This window comes from Verrucomicrobiaceae bacterium, assembly GCA_016713035.1.
Lineage (GTDB): Bacteria > Verrucomicrobiota > Verrucomicrobiia > Verrucomicrobiales > Verrucomicrobiaceae > Prosthecobacter.
This window is the reverse complement of sequence record JADJPW010000001.1, coordinates 1,543,412-1,562,855: the sequence shown is the minus strand read 5'-3', so window position 1 is coordinate 1,562,855 and position 19,444 is coordinate 1,543,412. Positions and strand designations below refer to the sequence as shown.

The window sequence follows — 19,444 nt, the reverse complement described above, 5'->3', positions numbered from 1 at the left end:
CAAGAAAATCACAGCCGCAGTCTATTAAATGGTGCGGACGGGGCTCCGTGCGGCCCCTCTGCGTCACTCAGCCGCTTTTTGAGATGCCTCGACGAAGATGGCCATGGCATTCACGTGCTTGGCGAAGTCGCTGCCGTCGATGCGGTCATTTTTGAGCCAGCGGCCCTCGGCATCGAGCGCTTCGGCGGCGCGGCGTGCCTTCTCTGCGGCACCTTTGGCCCGGCTGCGCCATACTTTGGGATTCTGCGGGCCAGCGAGCTTTTGGAGCAGTTCCTCGCGTGGTTTTACCAGTCTTTCTTTGAGGGCGTCCAGATCGTCCTGCTGGTCGTCTTTGAAGGAGTAGTGTGTGGGCAGATTGCTGTCGTCGTAAGTGAGCTCGTAGGTGTCTTTGACGAAGAAGAGCGGTTTGTTGGTCTTCAGCTCATAAAAGCGTGCGTAGGTGCCATCTGGCAGTTTGGAGCGCTGATACCACGCGAGTGCGGGCTGCATGGGGGCGAGGTATTTGTCATCACCTGTGAGCACCCAGATGCTGTGGAGCGTCTCCAGCGCCTCGATCGTCTCGTAGGCGGTGACGGATGGTGGCTCAAACTTCCGCGCCCAGGCTGGATGCATGGCGTGATCGTATTGCATGGCCCAGACGGGCTGTGGCTCTGGCATCTGGGCGAGGATGAAGAAGTCACCGAGCTTCTTGATGGCGGTGAGGTAGCGCTCATCTTTTTCCAGCTCGTAGGCACGCATGAGCACTTTGGCGATCTCGCTGAGGTTGCCGTCATTGAGGGTGTAATAGCTCTTGTAGTCCTCTTTGGGGAAGGTGCGGCTCCATGTCTCTGGGTAGCTGGCCTTTAGCACGGGTGCGGCGGCATCGGCGGGCTCTTTGAACTGCTGCGGCCATGCGCCGCAGGGTGCCTGTGCGGCTAAAAGGGCATCAAAAGCCACCTTCTTGGCTTGTTGCAGTGCGGTGTCATCTTTGAGGGCTGCTTCGTGGGCGATTTCTAGCAGAAAAAGCATCGCAGACTGGGTTTTGTTGTCATCGAGGGTGCTCAGGTTTTTGCGTTTGCCGGTTTCCTTGTCTCCGGCGTCGAATTGGCAGCGAAGGTGGTATTTTTTCGCCTTTTCGGGATCAAAGTCGAAATCGCTGTCCCAGCCACCCGAGGCGAGCCTGACTGCGGATGAGTGCCCCAGCGGCATCACGGGCCGCTTTGAACATCGTTGCATCACCCGTGGCCCGGTAGGCCCGCAGCATCGCTAGCCCCATCGTCGTCGTGCCGGGTGGTTGGATGGAGATGATCGTCGGGGACTCGCTGTGCTCCGTTTCGCCGATTTTCCCTTCTTTGTCATACGAGGAGGCATAGCCCCCCTGGCGGGCGAGGTGCGTGTGAGCGTAAGTGACGGCTTTTTTCATCGCTGCGGAGATGGCAGCCGGATCAGGCAAATCGGCGGCAAAGGACGATGAAACGAGGAGTAGGATGGCGAAGAAACGCATGACCGTGTGGCAACGAAGCCAGGAGCGGGGTTCTTTGCCCCCTTTGATCGGCGGATTATGCCTCGAAATGGATCGAAAGCTCCCTCTCGGCACACTGGCATGGCATTCGTCATTGATTCCCGGCCTTCTGCGCCCATAGATGGCGACCCTCAAACTCCCCCTTTCCCCCCATGCCCAAAATCGTCGAAATGCCCAAACTCAGTGACACCATGACCGAGGGGACCCTCGCAAAGTGGCTCGTCAAAGTGGGAGATAAGATCACCATCGGCAAAGCCATCGCTGACATCGAAACAGACAAGGCCACCATGGAGTATGCCAGCCCATTCGAGGGCGTGGTACATCACATCGTCGTCCAGCCCGGCGTTAAAGTGCCCCTGAGTGCCCCTATCGCGGTCGTCCTGGATGACGATGAGGCTGCACCGGCCAATCTGGATGAACTCATCGCCAAAGCCCAGGCTGCCGCTGCTCCTGCACCTGCCGCAGAGAAGAAGCCCGCTGGCTCCGCCGCAAAATCAGCCACCGCTGGCCCACGGCTCCCACAGGCTCCGCAGCACAAATCCCGCGCTGCCGCTGGCAATGCGAATGTACGCGTGAAGGCCTCCCCGCTGGCCAAAAAGATCGCCGCAGAGCGTGGTGTGGATCTCAGTGGCCTCATCGGCACAGGTCCTGGTGGACGCATCGTGCGTGAGGATGTCGAAAATGCACCCACTGGCGGCTCTGGAGGCCGTGTGGCTGCCACACCAGCGATCCGCCCCACTTTTGGTCCCGATGACGAACGCGTGCCCACCAGCACGATGCGCAACATCATCGCCGAGCGCCTGCTCGCCTCCAAGACGCAGATCCCGCACTTCTACCTCCAGATGGAGATCGACGCGGCACCGCTCATGGAGTTCCGCGCTCATCTGAATGCGACGAGTGAGAAGACCGGTGGCAATAAGTACACCGTCAATGACTTCATCCTGAAGTCTGTCATCCGCGCCGCACAGGCCCAGCCTGCCATCAATGCCGCGTGGGATGGTGATGCCATCGTGAAATTCAAATCCGTCGGTCTCAGCGTCGCCATCGCCGTCGAGGACGGTCTGGTCACTCCCGTCATCAAGCAGGCGGAGAAGAAAACGCTGCTGGAGATCAGCCAGGCGGTGAAAGACCTCGCCGGTAAGTCCAAGAACAAAAAACTCAGCCCCGATGACTTCGCGGGCGGCACCATCACGGTGTCCAACCTCGGTGCATTTGGCATCGATCAGTTCGCTGCGATCATCAATCCTCCGCAGGCAGCCATCGTCGCTATCGGCAGCATCCGTGCGGTGCCCGTGGTGAATGATAAAGGCCAGATCGTGGCCGGACAGCGCATGTGGGTGGGCCTTAGCGGTGATCACCGTGTCGTGGATGGTGCCGTAGCGGCTACCTTCCTGGCAGAGATGCGCAAGCTCCTGGAAAATCCCGCGCTCATGCTGGTGTGAGCCGCGGTGCCGTCACAGGCATAGCCGGACGGGCGTGATCTCCACACTGCGTTCGCCTTCACTGATCCAGAGAATGCCGTCCTGGAGGGTGATCTGTAGGTCCATCGCTCGATTCGCGAGGCTGCCGAGTGCCTGCGACTGCTCGGGTGCGAGCTGCCAGACAGTGAGATTCTTCACGCGGGACATTTTATCCGCCACTCCGGCCCACCAGGTGCTGGTGGTGTTGCTGAAGCTATACACCGTCACTCGCCGTGAGCGGCCACAGCAGCGCACGAGGCGCTTTTCCTCTGGCTGCCCCAGATCGATCCAGTGCTCCAGGGCACCCGTGAGATCGCTCTGGCAGAGTGCGGGCTCATCGGCCTCCCACATGTCTTTGCCGAACTCGAGGGTTCCTCGGTCATTGTTCTCGGGTGCATTCATCACCCAGGCGAGTAGTCGTATCATCATGCGCTCCTCCGTCTCCGATGGATGGCGGGCGATGGTGATGGGCTCGTGATCGGCGTAGCGATTCGTATCCAGATCGGAGAAGGAGACCTTCGCTTTATAAATGATCGCCTTCAGGGCCATGCGTGTCGGTGGAGGAGGATTTTCGGCCCGTAGGGGCTCAGATCGGTAGGATTTGTGGTTTGATGACGGCGACCTTCATCGGCTCTAGGGCGGCTTTCAGTCGCTCAAACATCGCTTCATCCTCGTAGGTGCCGACGATGGCACCGCCGCTACCGGTGAATTTCGCGCTCGCACCGATCTCGCGTGCGGTTTCGACCATCTGGACATTCCCAGGGCTGATTTTATAGAGGCGGCGGCGCAGATCGAAGTTCTCATTGAGCAGCGGGCCGATCTCGCGGCCACGGCCTTCGATCAGCATGTCACGCACGCGGTGGGCCAGATTCGCCCACTGATACATGGCGCTCACCACATCACGCTCACCCCGGTTCCAGCGGCCACGGATGTCATTGTGAAAGACCTCAGTGCCCTCACTGAGCTGGGTGGTGAAGGCCACATACACGGAGGGCAGCAGTTTCGGGTCGATCTCTTCGTAAATGCCGTGACCGAGCCGCTCCACGCTGGCGCGATTGAAGTCCATGAAGACCACGCCTTCATAAGTCTGGATCACACGGTCCTGGAGGCCCGCAGGGATGCCTAGTTCCTCATTTTCCACGCTCAGAACCAGGCTGGGCACGATGTGCTTGGGGATCTCGACTTGGTAGAATTCCATCAAAGCACGCCAACAGGCTGTGATGATGGCGCTGGAGCCCGCCATGCCGACCTGAGGCGGGATATTGCTGCCGTAACGCAGGGTGAAATTCCGCCCATGCAGGTCGATGCCGTGCTTCACGCAGTACTCGAAGAAGCGCTTCACACAGGCCTTGAGCAGCCGAATGCCGCCGTAGTAGCCGAACTGCCGCACATTCACCACCAGCTCCTCGATGCTGCCGAAGACGCTGTGATCGCGCTCATTCGGCTCGATCCGCAGCTCTGGCGTTTCATAGAGCGTGACCTCCGCGTGGTAGTCACGGATGATGAAAGAGATGGTCTTGCCGAAGTAGCCGTCGGAGGGATTCCCCACCAGACCGGCGCGGGCATAGGCTCTCGATTGGATCAGCATGCAGAAAAAAGGAAAAGGGGGTGCGGGAGGAAAGCGCAGAAGCTAGGCGGTGTTTGAAATGCTGGCAAGCCGTGAGCGTGGAGATGGAATATTCCCCAGAAGCCGTTATCTCACCGCATACGCACCATGAAACGCCTCGTCGCCGCCTTTATCCTTCTCAGCACCCTTTTTGTCCGTGGGCAGAGTTTTGATCTCGATCTGAAATCTCCCGCCAAAAAGAATGTCGCCGTCACACTCATCTCCGATGCCGCTATGCCGGGGCAGCCCTTCCGTGCGGCGGTGCGGCTGGTGCATGAGCCGCATTTTCACACCTATGGCCAAAAGCTCGCCCCAGGTGTCATCGGCAAGCCCACCACCGTAAAATGGACCCTGCCGGAAGGCTGGAAGCTCGATGAGCAGCCCTGGCCCGCACCCACGCCCTTCACGTCCTTTGGCAAAGCGAGTGAGGGTTTTGAGGGCACCGTGGAGCTGCCTGTGCGCATCACGCCGCCTGCCGCGGCCATCGCGGGCAGCTTCCAGCTCAAAGCCACCGTCGATGGCCTCGTCTGTGACGACAAGACCTGCCTCCCCTTTCTGGAAGAGGCCAACCTAAACCTCCAAATGGGTGCCTCCACTCCTACTCCCACCGCACCAGCTGCGGTCAAGACAGAGCCTGCCACACCACCGCCTGCGCCTTCACCAGCACTCATCGAATCTTCCACGCCACCACCACCACCAGCGGTTGTCACGGAGAGCACTGCCGAGGCAGCTGCCGCGCCTGCACCGCCCGCAGACTTCATGAAGCTGCTCTTCTATGCTCTGCTCGGTGGCCTGATCCTCAATATCATGCCCTGCGTCTTCCCCGTGCTCGGCATCAAAATCATGAGCCTCGTGCAGCAAGCAGGCGGTGAGCGACGCGAGATCGTGAAGCACGGCCTCGCCTACACCGCAGGCGTGCTCGTCTCCTTTTGGGCACTGGCCATTCTCGTCGTGACTTTGGGGAAAGGCTGGGGCTTTCAGGCTCCAATCACCGGGCTTTGTGCTCGGACTCGGCTTCTTCTTCCTCGCCTTTGCCATGAATATGGCCGGCGTCTTTGAGATCGGCACCTCCGCCGTCGGTGTAGGGGCAGAGCTGCAATCCAAAGGCGGCATCGGCGGCTCCTTCTTCACCGGACTCCTGGCCACCATCGTCGCCACACCCTGCTCCGCGCCGTTTTTGGCTCCCGCACTGGCTTTTGCGCTCAGTTTGCCCCTCAGCTCGGCGCTGCTCTTTTTCACCGTGATCGCACTGGGTTTGGCGCTGCCCTTTTTACTGCTCTCCATCTTTCCTTCACTCGTTTCGCGGCTACCACGGCCTGGAGCATGGATGGAGAGCTTCAAGCAAGGCATGTCATTCCTGCTCTTCGGCACTGTCGCCTACATGATCTGGATTTACGACGGCTTAGCAGACTCGGAGCAGTTCCTTGATGCCCTGCTGGGCCTCGTGCTCGCTGCTGCCGCCTGCTGGGTCTATGGCCGCTGGTTCCTGCCGCACAAAAAGCCGCGCACACGCCTCATCGCCATCCTCATGACCCTGCTGCTCTTCATCGGCGGATTCATGCTCGCGGTGAATTCGCCACCCGCGCCGCTGTGGGTCGAGTGGTCACCGAAACTGGAAAAATACCACCGTGATCTCAAAGACCCCGTCTATGTCGATTTCACCGCCCGCTGGTGCGCCACCTGCCAGGACAACAAAAGCGTGTACAAAATCCCCGCCGTCAAAAAACTCATCAGCGACAAAAATGTCGTCCTCATGCGTGCCGACTGGACACTGCCCAATGAAGACATCCAGAAAGCCCTCGAGAGCTTCGGCCGCGCCGCCGTGCCGCTGAATCTGCTCTACCTACCTGGTAATGATAAGCCCATCATCCTCCAAGGTGAAAACGACGAGCTCCTCAGTGAACAAAACGTCAGCGCTGCACTCAATCAGATCCCCTCGAAGTAAAAAAGATCAGCCTCGCAAACAGCCCCATCATGACCGCACCGCACTTCTTCATCACAGGGACCGATACCGATGCAGGCAAGACCTACGTCACCTGCCTGCTGCTGGAGGCCCTGAAACGAGAAGGAAGAACTGCGCTGGGCTACAAGCCCTTTGTCTGTGGATCACGTGAAGATGTGATCCACCTCATGAATGCCAGCCACACAGCCGACACGCTCACGCTGGACGACATCAATCCCGTCTGGCTCAAAGTGCCCGCTGCGCCCTACGCTGCCGCTTTGATGGAAAACCGCCGACTGGATGTGAATGCAGCCCTCGCGCAGTTCCACACACTGGCCGCCAAGCATGATCATGTGCTCGTGGAAGGCGCCGGAGGCTGGGAAGTGCCGCTCAACGAATTCTCCACCATGGCGGACTTCGCCCAGCGCCTAGCTTTGCCCATCATCGTGGTGGTCAATAACAAGCTAGGCTGCCTCAATCACACGCTGCTCACCATGCGGAACATCCAGGCCCGTGGCCTCACCTGCGCCGGCCTCATCCTCAATCACGTCCAAGACGAACGCGACCCCGCCAGCATCAGCAACCGCCTCGTCCTGGAAAAATTCCTCCCCGATGTGCCCATCCTGGCAGAAATCATGCACGGCGAGACCGAGTTGGAGCTACCAGCCTCCTTGCTCTCCTTTGCCAGTCCTCTCAAAAGCGTCCTCCCAGAGACCTGAACTGCTCTCTCGCCACGAGGTCGCCTGCAAATGGCCGAGCTTGCCCTGATTTTGCTTTCACCGCTGTTTCAATCATGAAATGCCTCACACCATCCTGGCTGCTTTGTTTTTTGATGTTTTTCGGAGGATTGCTCCATGCTGCCGATTCGCGGCCGAACATGCTCTTCATCATCGGTGACAACTGGAAGTGGCCGACTGCGGGCATTCTCGGTGATCCGATGGCGAAGACGCCCGCGTTTGATCGCATCGCACGGGAGGGAGTGCTCTTCACCCATACATTCAACCCCGTGCCATCGTGCTCACCGACTCGCTCCTGTTTGCTCACCGGCAAAGTGGCGCATCAGCTCGGTGGGCGAGCGAGCTTGTATAGCGCCTTTCCGAAGGACACGCCCATCGTCACCGATCTGCTGCGTGGGGCTGGATATGAGGTAGGCTTTACTGGCAAAGGCTGGTCGCCAGGCAATCACGAGATCTCCGGCTGGAAGGAAAACCCTGTGGGCACGAAGTACAAAGACTTCGCTGAGTTTCATGCCAAGCATGATGTCGCACGGCCCTTTTTCTTCTGGCTTGGAAACACGGACACGGCCACCAAGGCCGGTAAACTGCCCTATCTCGACCTCGCGAAGCAAAAGCTCGATGCGTCAAAGCTCACCATTCCCGCCGAGCTGCCAGATTGCCCCGAGGTGCGAGATGACCTGATGAACTACTATGGTGGCGTGATGAAAATGGACGAGGAAGCCGCCGCCGCCATCACCGTGCTCGAAAAAAGTGGCCAACTCGACAACACCGTCATCATCTACACCAGCGACAACGGTTGGCAGCTCCCGCGTGGCTTGGCCAATTGCTACGACGCCGGTTCGCGTGTGCCACTGGCCGTGCGTTGGGGAGAAAAGCATGCTCGTGGCGAAGTCGATGCTTTCGTCAATGTCGCCGACTTGGGACCGACATTCCTCGAACTCGCTGGCATCGACGTGCCACGCGCGATGACGATGAGCGGCATCAAATCGCTGATTCTTGGCAATGGCCTCCGTCTTGTCCGCGATGCTGTCTTCATCGAGCGCGAGCGCCACGCCAATGTGCGTCATGATAACCAGAGCTATCCCTGCCGGGCCATACGCACACACGACTTCCTTTACATCCGTAATCTCCGTCCTGACCGCTGGCCTGCGGGCGATCCAGATGTGCACTTTCTTCATGGTCGTCCTTTCGGTGATGTGGACACCACGCGAGTGAAGGATTTCCTTCTCGCTCATCAAAATGAGCCCGCCTTTGCAAAGCACATCGCCCTCATCTTTGGCAAACGCCCACCCGAGGAGCTCTACGACCTGCGCTCCGATCCGGCTCAGCTTCACAACCTCGCCCCTGACCCCAAGCTCTCTGCTACGCTCAAGCAACTCCGCGCTCGCGTGGACGAGTGGATGAAGAGCACGCTAGATCCGCGTGTCGATCCCAACAACGACGACTGGGACAAGTTCCCCTACTACGGCAAGCCGGCCAAGGCCAAAGAGTAAGCATGCCGCTTGGAGGCATTCCATGCGACTAGGCCGCAGAGACCAAAGCCAAATGCGTTTAGCGAGCTATGTGTGGCCCACATTTGGGGCATCGTGAGTGCGAGGTGGGGGAAGACATGCCGGAGGCCGAAACCCAGGGCTAAAATCATCGCGGCTAGCAATGATGCGCCGGAAAGGGCAAAACTAGCCCGCACCCAGAGTGCGTGCTCTTTTTCGAGGCTGCGCTGAATTTGCGCTATCGCCACGCCTATGGCTCCGAGTGATAAGATGAATACTCCGCAGGGCTCCACCCAGAGCCCTAGGCGGTGTCTTCGCAAATCAAGCCTGGAGAGTTCTGTCCAGGAGTGCGGCGAAAGAGATGAAGCCTGCGAAGGAAGAGGCTGTTTTCTCCGAACGCATGGCAAGCCTCTTGTGTGCCTTCATGCGCTGGAAGAAGTTTTCGACGAGATGGCGCTTGGCGTAATGCTGGCGGTCAAAGGGCTGTGGCTGCTCGTCGAGGGTCTGGTAGCCTTTGCGCGGGATCGTGCTGCCAGCGGCCCCGTGCTCCATGAGTGCCTGACGGAACGCTAGGCTGTCGAAGCCTTTGTCGCCTACCACATGCGTGCCGCGAAAGGACTCAAGCATCAGACGGACGGCGGTGAGGTCGTGGAAATTGCCCGCGCACAACACGAAGTCGCAGAGCAGGCCGTCTTCATCAACGGCAGCCAGCAGCTTGGTGGTCATCCCTCCACGCGACAGCCCGATGGCCTGCTGCTCACGCCGCAGCTTAGGTCCTTGCAGACCGTGCTGATGGACTTTGATGTAGCTGCCATCGACATGTCGCAGCAAGCCCTTGGCCTTCTTGCCCAACCACGCCACCAGCGCGTCCCACACCCCGCAGAGGCACCAGCGCCTGAACTGCGAATAGACCGTTGTCCAGAGCCCATAGCGCACAGGCAGGTCTCTCCATGGATCACCAGTGCGTAGGATGTGGAAGAAAGCCTCCAGATGCAGAGCCACGATTTTAGGCCTGCGCCCTCTTCGCCCTGCCCAGCGTTGTTGCACTACAGAATGAATGAAGAAGCCCTGTCACGCAGGGCGGTTTGCAGACTCCGGGTCAGTTTGTTGAACATGGCAGCCTTTCAACTTCAGCCCTGCACCAACCTTGCAGAAAATGCGTTCCATTTGCGAAGACACCGCCTAGTCCCAGGTGTGTGCAGGTGATTCCCGATGCCACCAGTGGTACTCCCGCCAGCACGGCCACACAGGAGGAGCTTGTCCACCAGCCCGGATGACTCCGTGCATTCAGTCCTGCCATTAGCGGCAGGGTGAAGCCGGCATGATGAAAATGCGCCGCCGTAAGCAACACAATCAGCGGATCAAAGCCCAGCGGCATCCAGTTTGCTCGATGTGCAACCAGCCACGCTGCGCCTACGATGGGCGAAATGGCTGCTGCGACTCTGCATAGCCACCCAGCATCACGCAGAGGCTCCTTCAGCAGACTGAGACAGGAAATGAGCGCAAATAGCATGCACCAAACGAGCCATGCTGCGGCCAGCAATGTCGATTCACGACCTACGGGTCTTATCAGGGCCTGGAAGAGAACAAGGGTCATGCTAAAGGCAAGCATCCCTCCGAATAGCCGACGGCTCGATGTGCCCAAGCAAGCACTGCCGATTGGAATTAGCAGTCCACCAGAGATGAGGATCATCCACATGATCCACTGCGGCTTGTCCCAGCCTTCACCCAAAAGCTGTCCGGCGAAGATGACGAGCAGCACACGTAATGCGGTGAATACACAGCCAGCCCACTCGGATCGGTCGGTGTTTTGTTCATGAGCACTCATCGGTCATCATCCTCCTTTGTGAATCACGTACGAAGCGGCACTGCCACCACCGTGCCAGTGGAAAGGCGAGCCATGCCATCCAATGCCGTGGACGAGAGAATGCTCGGATGACATACCACACGCTTCCATCCGTCTGCATTTCGATGAGGAACATCTCCTCCCCGCACTCGGCATGCTCGGGCAGGGTGCCGTAGGTGAAGCCGTGGGTCATGGCTCCATCATGCCGCCGCAGGATACGGCATGGATTGATCCACCATAGGCCGCAGATGCGCACGACCATCGCTACGAGGGTGCTCGCTTGTTGGCCTTCGGTCGCTTGGATGATGCGTGCCCATTGGGGAAACATGACCCAGGCATCGAGTTTCTGTTTTGCGGCTGCGTAAGCCTCTTGTCCTGTGCCGAGTCTCACGCGGTGTTCGTCGGCGATGAAGCCACCTTTGGGCAGGTCTGCAGGTCGATAGCTCAGCGGTTGATTTGCCCAATGGGAGAGCATTTTGCGCAGGCTTTCGACTTTCGGTTCTCGGAGAGAAAGCATGTTCTAGGGGTGGCCTATGGCTTTGTTCTGGAAAACAGGGGGAGTAGTTTGGTTTCGAGGAGTCTGGGCCAGTCGAGGCGGGCGATGAGTTGGCGGCGCTGCTGGCGGGCCTGGACGGCAGGGTGGGAGCGGAGCTTGTGAGCTAGGCTTGGGATGGAATCGGTGAGGTGGAAGAAGGTGGCTTCTGATGGGGCGACCTCTCGGTGGGCTGGGATGTCAGAACAGAAAATGGGGAGCTGGTGCAGCGCTGCTTCGATGAGTGGGAGGCCATATCCTTCCTGCGTGCTGGGGAAGAAAAGGGCATCGGCGAGCTGGTAGAGGCTGCGTACGTCGTCGTCGCTGAGTGGAGCGGATTCTCCGAGGAAGAGGACGCGCTCACGCACGTCGAGCTTTTCGGCCAAAGTGGCGAGTTCTTCAAAATAGAGCCGTCCATCGCCCTGATGCGGATCTGGGGCGGCGGTGATGATGTAAAGTGCCTCTGGTAGCTCGCTGAGGAGGCGTAGGCCCATTTCGATGTTTTTGCGGCGGACGAAGCGTGTGGGATGCAGGAGGACGAGGGGGGCTTTTTCGAGCTGAAGGGCGGAAATGCGCTGGGTGAGGCCCAAGATGCCCGCAGCGTCACATCCGTTCGGAATGAGGGTGATCGGCTCTGACGTGATTTGGGCGTATTGCTGGCGCCGGTGCTCTGAAACGGCCACATGCAGTGCGTGGGGCACTTTTTCGCTCCAGCGGATGTCATGGACCCAGTTGACCCAGCGTGTGTGGGTGGCCTGGGCAGCGAGATCGATCAATTCATGTGTCCATGCGAGATCGAAGGGCATGGTGAAGACATTATGGACGATGACGACGTCCCATGCGGCATCATGCCATTCCTGCCGGGTGAGGATTTCGACGTGATGCCCCAGTGCAGTCAGGGCGCTGGCTTGTTGGCCGATGACACGCTCCACGCCGCCGATGGTTGGCGGCTTGGAGTAGTGTAGGATGGCGATGCGCATGAAGTGGACCGACGTAGGTGCGGGGTAGGCGCTTTCGTCGCCACGGGGGCGTTTTATTTGCCGTAACCAGCGGCGGGTTTGCCGTCTTCGGTGAGGTGGCCAGTGGTCCAGAGGAGACCGCGGGTGATGAGATCGAGGTAATGTGGATCCATGACGGTGGCGGTGTTGTGGCCGATGGTGGTGGAGAAGATTTTGGTTTTGTTAGGGCCGTATTCATTGGTCCAGGCGACGACGGCGTTGGCCTCGGTCGGTTTGGCATCAGGGGGGAGTTGCTCGCCTTTTTTGGCTTTGGGCGGGACGATTTGTTTGCCAGAGGCGAGTGGCTTGCCGGTGAGGACTTGGATGTTGTTGTAGAGCTCTTCGTTGATGGTGGTCCAGTTTTCGAGGCCACGGGTGATGGGGCTGTCTTTATCGGTGAAGGTGATGCTGATGGGCTGCTGGGGGCCGTGGCCAGTGGATTGGAGACCGAGGTATTCGTACCAGCCGGCATTGTCGGCACCGGGCTTCACAGGCTCGCGGAAATTGCCCCAGCGGTAGCTGTGCATGGCGCAGTGGAGATTGACGGCGGGTTTGCCTGCTTTGTGGGCTCCGAGGATGGCTCCGACGTAGGCGGGATCGGTGACGTCAGCGCTGCATTCGTCATGGATGATGACGTCGAAGTCTTTGTCCCAGTCTTTGGCTTTGTAGATTTCAAAGGTGGCTTTGGTGCTCTTGTCGGGGTTGTAGGCGATGTCGACGATGGCATTGAGCCGTGTTTCGATGCCTTCTTTGAGGGCGATCGGTTGCTGGGCGTAGTCATGGCAGCAGCCGCCAGCGACGATGAGGATGCGCAGGGGCTTGACGGCTGTATCGGCCGCGGCGGCGAGGTAAATACCTGCGGCGAGAGTGAGGAGGGGAAGGAGGAGTTTCATGAGGATGGAAGGGATTTCTTGGAAGGCATGAGTGCTGGCTGAATGCAAACGGGGTGTCGAGGGGAAAATTGCGGGCGCTTTGACACGGATGCGTTCTGCGCCAAGACATGCGCATGGGCGAGTTTTTGACATTTGATGATCTGATGGGCGACGCAGTGGCGATGCAGCGTGGAGGGAAGGCGAGTCGAGGGGTGCGCCCCGTGATTCTTCGCCCAACGGGTCGGTGGGAAAGTGCTTGAGACTGAGTTCGTAAACTCGTATTTTCAACTATGCTATTCTTGTCGGCAATTACCTTCGCGTCGTCAATCCAAGACGTTCATGAGCTTGTGATGGAAAAATGGTCTTTCTACATGCTGTTGTTCAGCTTCTTTCCTTTGTTCATTGCTATATATGGCCTTCGCAACACTGGCGGCACACATTGGAAATATTTGCTGATGACAAGCTTGCTTGGCGTTTTTTTTGGCGTGCTGGGAAAAAGAGATGAAAAGATGGCCATCGGGCTTCCTGCGGCGTTGTTTGGCGTTTTTGCGTACAAGGCTCAACGCAATTTTATGAACCTTGATTCAGACCAGCCTTCCGATAATGAATGACGAAACACCTGCTTTAATTGGGCTGATCATTCTCTTGCTGGGCTCGCTCTATTCGATTGTGAGTGGATTGATCTCAGGTCCTCGCAAGCCAGCCTTCATATTGCTAGGAAGCTTCTTATTGCTGTTGTTGGCAGCCATGGTGGTGGAGGCATATTTTTCGGGACCAACCTCATCCCGTGGCTTCCATGAGCGCGAAATGCTTAACGACGTAGCTCTCCGGGTTGTTTTTTTGATCGCTCCCTTGATCGCTGGGGCTTATGGGTGGGCAATCTACCGAGAGGAGAGCTAGCTTTGGCTCCGGTTAGTGGTCACTCGCTTTGACACTTTGTTGTTTCACGCCAAGACATGCGCATGGGCGAGTTTTTGACATTCGATGATCTGATGGGCGACGCAGTGGCGATGCAACGGCTGATTCCGCCAGCGCGGCTGGCGGTGATCGGTGATCCGATCGCGCATTCACGCAGTCCGCAGATGCATAATCCGGCGCTGCGGGCTCGCGGTGTGGAGGCGCAGTATATCCGTGTGCAGGTGCCGCAGGGCAGGGTAGGGGAGGCTTTTCGGCGTTTCGCGGCGCTGGGCTTCCTGGGAGTGAATGTGACAATTCCGCATAAATTCGAGGCGCTGGATGTGGTGGATGTGGTCGATCCGCTGGCGCAGCGGCTCGGTGCGGTCAATACGCTGGCGATCCGAGATGGGGTGCTGCATGGCTACAATAGTGACGGCCCCGGCTTCCTGCGCAGCGTGCGAGAGGCCTTTGGAGTCGAGGTGCGGGATCTGCGTGTGCTGATCCTGGGTGCTGGTGGCGGCGCGGGCCGTGCGGTGGCTGTACAGAGTGCGCTGGTGGGCTGCGGGAAGATTCTTTTGGCCAATCGGACTCAGGAAAAAGCACTGGCTCTGATGCAGGAGATCCGAGAGATCAGCCCTACGACGCAAGTAGGCGTGGTGGCCATGGATGGAGCGGAATTGGGGCAACAGCTGGCGCAATGTGATCTGATCGTGAATGCGACATCACTGGGGATGAAGGAGAGCGATGAGCGGTTGTTGCCAGCCGAGGCACTAGAGAGCAGGCACTGCGTCTATGACATGGTTTATCGTGCGGGGGGAGAGACGCCGTTGCTGGCTGATGCACGGCGTGTGGGGGCAAAGGCAGCAGATGGGCTCTCCCTACTGCTGCACCAGGGGGCGATCTCCTTCGAGCACTGGTTCGGCGGTGAGGCACCGCTAGAAGCGATGCGTGCAGGCTTGCGTAGTGCTGATTCATCGCGATAGGATAGCGGCGCATTCTTTTCCATGCTGAACTCCTCCCAGCACTTCATCCTGAGCTTCCTAGGGCCGCCGATTTTTGCGGCGGTGGTGTGTTACTTGGCGAGCTTGCTCCAGTTTTGGTTTAAGATGCAGCAGGGGGTGCTCATCGCAGCGCTACTGGTTGTATTTATTTTGGCCTACATGTTTGCACGCTGGGCGGTGCGGGCGTGGTTCGCCGTGCGGTGTCCCTTCTGTGGTGGGCGTAGCTACGAGATCGAAGGCCGGGGCAATCGTTTTATGTGCCTTGTTTGCGGGAAGGATCATTGAGCTTGCGAAAAGCGAGGTCTCGGGCACCATGAGTGGCGTTTTTTCGCACCTTATCACCACCATTTCTCTGTTAGCTAAACCCTAGATCGTCACGCTCGTGGTCAAAGCCTCTTACTTCTCCCCGGGAGCTCTTCTTTTCTTTTCGTTTCACGCACTGGCATTGTTGGCCTTTTTCTTCAAGCCAGAGCCCTGGATGCTGTGGACAGCACTGGGACTCTTTCTCGTGAGGAAGTTCGGCATCACTGGTGGATACCATCGTTACTTCTCGCACCGTTCCTACAAGACGAGCCGTTGGTTCCAGTTCGTGTTGGCCTTCCTCGGCGGTATGTCAGCGCAAAAGGGAGCACTTTGGTGGGCGGCACATCATCGCCATCATCACCAGCACTCCGATCAGCCAGAGGACATTCATAGCGTGAAACAACAGGGCTTTTACTGGGCACATGTGGGCTGGATTCTCGCCCCTGACTACGAGGACTATGATGAGAAGCGAGTGAAGGACCTCACGAAGTTCCCCGAACTCGTCTTTTTGAACAAATATCACTTCATCCCACCGCTGGCGCTGATCTTGGTGTGCTTCGGGCTGGGTGGGCTACCTGCCTTCCTCTGGTGCTTCTGTCTCAGCACCGTGGTACTTTATCACACCACATTCTTCATCAATAGCCTCTGCCACATGCTCGGTACACGGCGCTACGAGACGGGCGAATCGAGCAAAAACTCCCTTATCCTCGCCATCCTGACGCTGGGAGAGGGCTGGCATAACAATCATCACTACTACCAGTACTGTGCCCGTCAGGGCTTCCGCTGGTGGGAGATCGACATCACTTACTACGTCCTGCGGGTGCTCGGGTGGCTGCACATTGTGTATGACATCAAAGAACCCAGCGCAGAAGTCGTGGCGGGGCATTACGGCAGCCGTGGGGGCGGTGCCGCAGCCTGAGCGGGGTCTGATTTAGCGAGATAGAAATGAAATCTTGCCGTTCTCTTTGAAAGCTCCTATTATATCCTGCGTAAAATGCGCATGCCTCTCGCACCTGGCTGAATCCAGCCGCCGAGGAGGCTTTTTCCCGATTTCCTTTCTTGCATGATAGACACGATCCAGCGCCACCATCATCCGGTTCACCGGAGGACAGGGACGCGTCGCATGCCACAGGCGGCCCCATGCTGATATGAGTGAAACAGCGTGCCGTCTTCCGTACCCTTTCCTTGCCGGGAATGAACCCGAGCTGGAAAATCCCAACACACCTGGAGGTCAACCATTAGCAATCCATTCCAAACCCTGAACAGCGGTAACTTCGCCCCCCCCCCGCCGAGGCCGCAGCAACAAGGAACCTTCACTCCGCGTCCGCAAGGGAGTGGTCCTCCACGCCCACCGGGCATCGGGGGTGTCGGAGCAGGTGGTGCTGTTGGCGCAGGTGGAAATCGCTTCGGTGGTGGAGTCAGCGGCCCTCCGGGACAAAACAGGCCCCCGATGGGTGGTGGCTCCCGCCCACCATCTGGCGGCGGTGGCAATCGCCCAGGTGGCCGTGATCGCGACCGCTGACGCCATAGCAATGAGCTTTATCGCATCAACGAGCGCATCCGTGCTCCAAAAGTTCGCGTCGTCGATGAAGAAGGTCATCATCAATACGGCATCATGGCCACGCATCAGGCCCTGCGGCTGGCCAAAGAGCGCGGACTCGACCTCGTCGAGGTCGCCCCGATGGCTGACCCGCCCGTGTGCAAAATCGTCAACTACGGCAAATTCAAATACATCCAGGAAAAGCACAAGAAAGAGGCCCACAAGCATCAAAAGGGCGGCAAAGTGAAGGAACTGAAGTTCCGCATCGGCATCGACCCGCACGATTACCTCATCAAAATCACCCATGCCGAGGACTTCCTCGCAGAAGGGCACAAAGTGCGCATCCAGCTCCAGTTCCGTGGCCGCCAGATGGCCCACCAGGAGCTCGGCCACAAGCTCGCGGCAAAGATCAGCGAAGATCTCAAGACCATGGGGCAGTGTGACCAAGCTCCGAAAATGGCCGGGAGAAACATCAACATGCAGATCAGCCCGCTCCCAGGTCAGCAGAGGCACCGCAAGTTCAAAGCCCATCTCAAAGGCATCACCGAGCATCATGACTCCAAGTTCCAGGAAGGTCACGATCCGCGTGAAGACCTGCACGATGAGGAGGACGAGCACGACCATGAAGATGAGAAGCCTGCTCCTACTGAGGATGCACCCGCATCCCAGGAGGTCAAAAAAGCCCCCATCGAAGTGAAAAAGCTCCCCAGCCGCCAAAACCCCGCGCTCCGATGCTGCCGCCCCTGGAGTAACGGGTGAAGTCGTAATTGGCTCTTTTCAGACCGGGCTTTTTGCCCTTTCATCGGTGGTATGCCCACCTTCACCGAAACCGCCCGCCGCGTCTGCATGCGTGTCACACTGCGCCGCTGGCTTTCGTGCCTGGAGCGCACGCTTTGGCCCGTGAGCGGGCTTTTGGCTTTGCTCCTTCTTTTCGCCTGGCGTGGTGGCGCAGGCATCATCACGGCCCTTTGGCTCGCGTGGCTTCTCTGGACCGCTGGTAGCCTACTCATCACTTGGCTGCGTCGGCCTGGTGAATTCAGCGCCCTTGCTCTCTGGGATGCCGCCGCAGGCAGGCGTGAGGCCTTTGCCACCGCCTGGTGGTTCGAGTCGCACCAAGAGCCCAGCCATGCCGCCCAAGTCCATCTCGCAGCGCAAAAAGCCGCCCTACCCGCCGCCCTGCCCGCTTTAGCCCGTGATCTACCTCTGCGGCCCGCACGCTGGCTCGCACTACCACTCCTACTCGTCTTCCTCGGCACCCTCATCAGCGCGGTGCGTACTCCGCGTGCAGAAACCCTCCTCGTCGATGATGAAATGGCCGCACAGGCCGCCCGCGCCGCCCGTGAATTGCAGCAGCACCCTCTCGATGCGCAGAAACTCAGCGCCCTCGATGCCCAAGAGAAAAAACAAATCGAAGAGCTCAAAACACGCGTCGCAGAAACCGCCGCAGAGCTCACCGATGCCTCTGGAAAGGATGCCCGCGAGCTTTTAGCCAAACTCGAACGCCAAGCACGCGAAGCCGAAAAAACCGCCAATCAGCTCACCGAAGAAAAAGACGCCTGGGCCAGCGATCCGCTCGTTAGCGAGCTACGCAACCACGCAGACACCGCAGACCTCGGAGACGCCATCGCGGCAAAAAAGACCGCCAACGCCGTCCAAGCCGCCGAAAAGCTCTCACAGACCCTCCAAGACACCGCCTTGCCACCAGAGGCAAGCCAGCGCATGACGCAGACCCTCACAGACGTGAAACAAGCCGCTGAGGAGGCCGATCGCAGCCGCGTCGTCGGTGGGCATGTCCTGCGTGCCGCCGATCACATGCAATCCGCAGATCCCAAAGCGGCAGGAGCCGAGTTCCAAAAGCTCGCCGAAAAACTGCGTGAGCAGCAACTCCGTGAAATGGCGCGTGACGAGCTCCGCCAGCTCGCCCAGCAGCTCCGCGAAGCTGGAGGGGCCATGACCGGCGAAGCCGGCGACGTGCAGCAGCTCGGCCAACAAGGTCAATCCGCCCAACCCGGCCAAGAAGGCCAACCTGGAGCCTCCCAGCAGGTCGGACAGTCCCAGCCAGGGCAGCAAGGTGCCGGCCAGCAGCAGCAAATGCTCACACCGCCCGGCATCGGTGGCCAGGAAGGCCAAAACCAGATGATGCAGCCCCAACCTGGAGCCGAGGGCGGCCAGGGGGAGCAAAAAAACATGATGACACTCGCCGAGCGCCAGCCCGGCCAGCAGCCCGGTGAAGGCCAAGTCAATCAAGGCCAGCCCATGCTCATCGCTCCCGTCCCCGGTATGCCACCGCCGCAGCCAGATGACAAATCCCCCATCGTCGTCCTCCCCGGTGGCGAGGATAGTGGTGGCCCCAGCATCAGCGTCAATGCCCCCAATGCAGGCGGCAATAAGCCCGGCGCAGGCAAAGCCGAGCTCAACAACACCCCGACCGAAAAAATCGACACCACGCAGCAAAGCGTCGTCCAAGCCCAATCTGGCAATGAAGGGCAAAGCACCACCCGCAGCGTCGCCGGTGGCCAGCGCAGCGGTGAAAAGGCCGCAGCTCCTACCTCCGCACCCACCGCCCTGGATGCCCTCCAGGCCGAAGAAGCCGCTCTGGATGAAGCCGCCCTCCCTCCCGCACGCCGTGCTCAAGTCCGCCGCTACTTCAATGAGCTACGTCGCCGCTTCGAGGGCACCAAATGAGTGCCGCGGTGCGAGAACCGCTCAATGAGGCCTC

The 19,444-nt window shown here is 59.0% G+C and carries 22 protein-coding genes; 12 read left to right on the top strand and 10 right to left on the bottom strand.

Features of this window, described 5'->3' with window-relative positions:
• Positions 1–63: 63 nt before the first annotated feature.
• A complete protein-coding gene (locus tag IPK32_06710; GenBank protein MBK8091669.1) occupies positions 64–1,188 on the bottom strand; it encodes a hypothetical protein in 1,125 nt (374 codons plus the stop codon).
• Positions 1,121–1,483, bottom strand: a complete 363-nt coding sequence (locus IPK32_06705; GenBank protein MBK8091668.1) for a hypothetical protein — start codon at positions 1,481–1,483, stop codon at positions 1,121–1,123. Before IPK32_06705 ends, IPK32_06710 begins: the two co-directional genes overlap by 68 nt.
• 170 nt (positions 1,484–1,653) lie before the next feature.
• Here IPK32_06705 and IPK32_06700 point away from each other — a divergent pair, with 170 nt between their 5' ends.
• Entirely contained in the window at positions 1,654–2,943 is a 1,290-nt protein-coding gene (locus tag IPK32_06700) for a 2-oxo acid dehydrogenase subunit E2 (protein MBK8091667.1), read from the top strand.
• Between the two features lie 12 nt (positions 2,944–2,955).
• Here the strand turns inward: IPK32_06700 and IPK32_06695 are convergent, their stop codons facing one another.
• A complete protein-coding gene (locus tag IPK32_06695; GenBank protein MBK8091666.1) occupies positions 2,956–3,510 on the bottom strand; it encodes a YaeQ family protein in 555 nt (184 codons plus the stop codon).
• Positions 3,511–3,547: 37 nt separating this feature from the next.
• Complete coding sequence (locus IPK32_06690) at positions 3,548–4,549, bottom strand: GHMP kinase (GenBank protein ID MBK8091665.1); 1,002 nt, start codon at positions 4,547–4,549, stop codon at positions 3,548–3,550.
• A 126-nt stretch (positions 4,550–4,675) separates the two neighbouring features.
• On the opposite strand from IPK32_06690, the gene IPK32_06685 reads away from it, so the two are divergent.
• The 4 genes from IPK32_06685 (at position 4,676) to IPK32_06670 (ending at position 8,739) form a co-directional block, all read left to right on the top strand.
• Complete coding sequence (locus IPK32_06685; GenBank protein MBK8091664.1) at positions 4,676–5,626, top strand: hypothetical protein; 951 nt, start codon at positions 4,676–4,678, stop codon at positions 5,624–5,626.
• Positions 5,604–6,512 (top strand): thioredoxin family protein, encoded by a 909-nt coding sequence (locus IPK32_06680; protein MBK8091663.1) that lies wholly within the window; start codon positions 5,604–5,606, stop codon positions 6,510–6,512. The genes IPK32_06685 and IPK32_06680 overlap by 23 nt, the downstream gene beginning before the upstream one ends.
• Positions 6,513–6,541: 29 nt before the next feature.
• Positions 6,542–7,228, top strand: a complete 687-nt coding sequence (gene bioD / locus IPK32_06675) for a dethiobiotin synthase (GenBank protein ID MBK8091662.1) — start codon at positions 6,542–6,544, stop codon at positions 7,226–7,228.
• A 74-nt stretch (positions 7,229–7,302) separates the two neighbouring features.
• Positions 7,303–8,739, top strand: coding sequence for a sulfatase (locus IPK32_06670; protein MBK8091661.1), 1,437 nt, complete (start codon positions 7,303–7,305; stop codon positions 8,737–8,739).
• Here the strand turns inward: IPK32_06670 and yndJ (IPK32_06665) are convergent.
• The 6 genes from yndJ (IPK32_06665) to IPK32_06640 form a co-directional block, all read right to left on the bottom strand.
• Positions 8,709–9,056, bottom strand: coding sequence for a YndJ family transporter (gene yndJ, locus IPK32_06665; protein MBK8091660.1), 348 nt, complete (start codon positions 9,054–9,056; stop codon positions 8,709–8,711). The genes IPK32_06670 and yndJ (IPK32_06665) overlap by 31 nt on opposite strands.
• 1 nt (position 9,057) lies before the next feature.
• Positions 9,058–9,738 (bottom strand): IS5 family transposase, encoded by a 681-nt coding sequence (locus IPK32_06660; protein MBK8091659.1) that lies wholly within the window; start codon positions 9,736–9,738, stop codon positions 9,058–9,060.
• 97 nt (positions 9,739–9,835) lie between these two features.
• Entirely contained in the window at positions 9,836–10,564 is a 729-nt protein-coding gene (yndJ, locus tag IPK32_06655) for a YndJ family transporter (protein ID MBK8091658.1), read from the bottom strand.
• Positions 10,551–11,099, bottom strand: a complete 549-nt coding sequence (locus IPK32_06650) for a DUF1990 domain-containing protein (GenBank protein MBK8091657.1) — start codon at positions 11,097–11,099, stop codon at positions 10,551–10,553. Before IPK32_06650 ends, yndJ (IPK32_06655) begins: the two co-directional genes overlap by 14 nt.
• 14 nt (positions 11,100–11,113) lie before the next feature.
• Positions 11,114–12,094: a glycosyltransferase family 4 protein gene (locus IPK32_06645; GenBank protein MBK8091656.1), complete on the bottom strand. Its 981-nt coding sequence runs from the start codon at positions 12,092–12,094 to the stop codon at positions 11,114–11,116.
• A 53-nt stretch (positions 12,095–12,147) separates the two neighbouring features.
• Complete coding sequence (locus tag IPK32_06640) at positions 12,148–13,005, bottom strand: ThuA domain-containing protein (GenBank protein ID MBK8091655.1); 858 nt, start codon at positions 13,003–13,005, stop codon at positions 12,148–12,150.
• Between the two features lie 329 nt (positions 13,006–13,334).
• Between IPK32_06640 and IPK32_06635 the strand changes: the two genes are divergently transcribed.
• The 7 genes from IPK32_06635 to IPK32_06605 all read left to right on the top strand — a co-directional run bounded on the left by IPK32_06635 (position 13,335) and on the right by IPK32_06605 (position 19,410).
• Positions 13,335–13,595, top strand: coding sequence for a hypothetical protein (locus tag IPK32_06635; protein ID MBK8091654.1), 261 nt, complete (start codon positions 13,335–13,337; stop codon positions 13,593–13,595).
• On the top strand, positions 13,588–13,884 hold the full coding sequence (locus tag IPK32_06630; GenBank protein ID MBK8091653.1) for a hypothetical protein: 297 nt from the start codon (positions 13,588–13,590) through the stop codon (positions 13,882–13,884). Before IPK32_06635 ends, IPK32_06630 begins: the two co-directional genes overlap by 8 nt.
• Positions 13,885–13,946: 62 nt before the next feature.
• Positions 13,947–14,864, top strand: coding sequence for a shikimate dehydrogenase (gene aroE, locus IPK32_06625; GenBank protein MBK8091652.1), 918 nt, complete (start codon positions 13,947–13,949; stop codon positions 14,862–14,864).
• A gap of 21 nt (positions 14,865–14,885) precedes the next feature.
• Positions 14,886–15,167, top strand: coding sequence for a hypothetical protein (locus IPK32_06620; protein MBK8091651.1), 282 nt, complete (start codon positions 14,886–14,888; stop codon positions 15,165–15,167).
• Positions 15,168–15,360: 193 nt separating this feature from the next.
• The gene (locus IPK32_06615; GenBank protein MBK8091650.1) at positions 15,361–16,104 is read left to right on the top strand and encodes an acyl-CoA desaturase; all 744 of its coding nucleotides are present in this window, start codon (positions 15,361–15,363) and stop codon (positions 16,102–16,104) included.
• 627 nt (positions 16,105–16,731) lie between these two features.
• On the top strand, positions 16,732–17,484 hold the full coding sequence (locus IPK32_06610; protein MBK8091649.1) for a translation initiation factor IF-3: 753 nt from the start codon (positions 16,732–16,734) through the stop codon (positions 17,482–17,484).
• Positions 17,485–17,535: 51 nt separating this feature from the next.
• The gene (locus tag IPK32_06605; GenBank protein ID MBK8091648.1) at positions 17,536–19,410 is read left to right on the top strand and encodes a hypothetical protein; all 1,875 of its coding nucleotides are present in this window, start codon (positions 17,536–17,538) and stop codon (positions 19,408–19,410) included.
• The last annotated feature ends 34 nt before the right edge of the window (positions 19,411–19,444 follow it).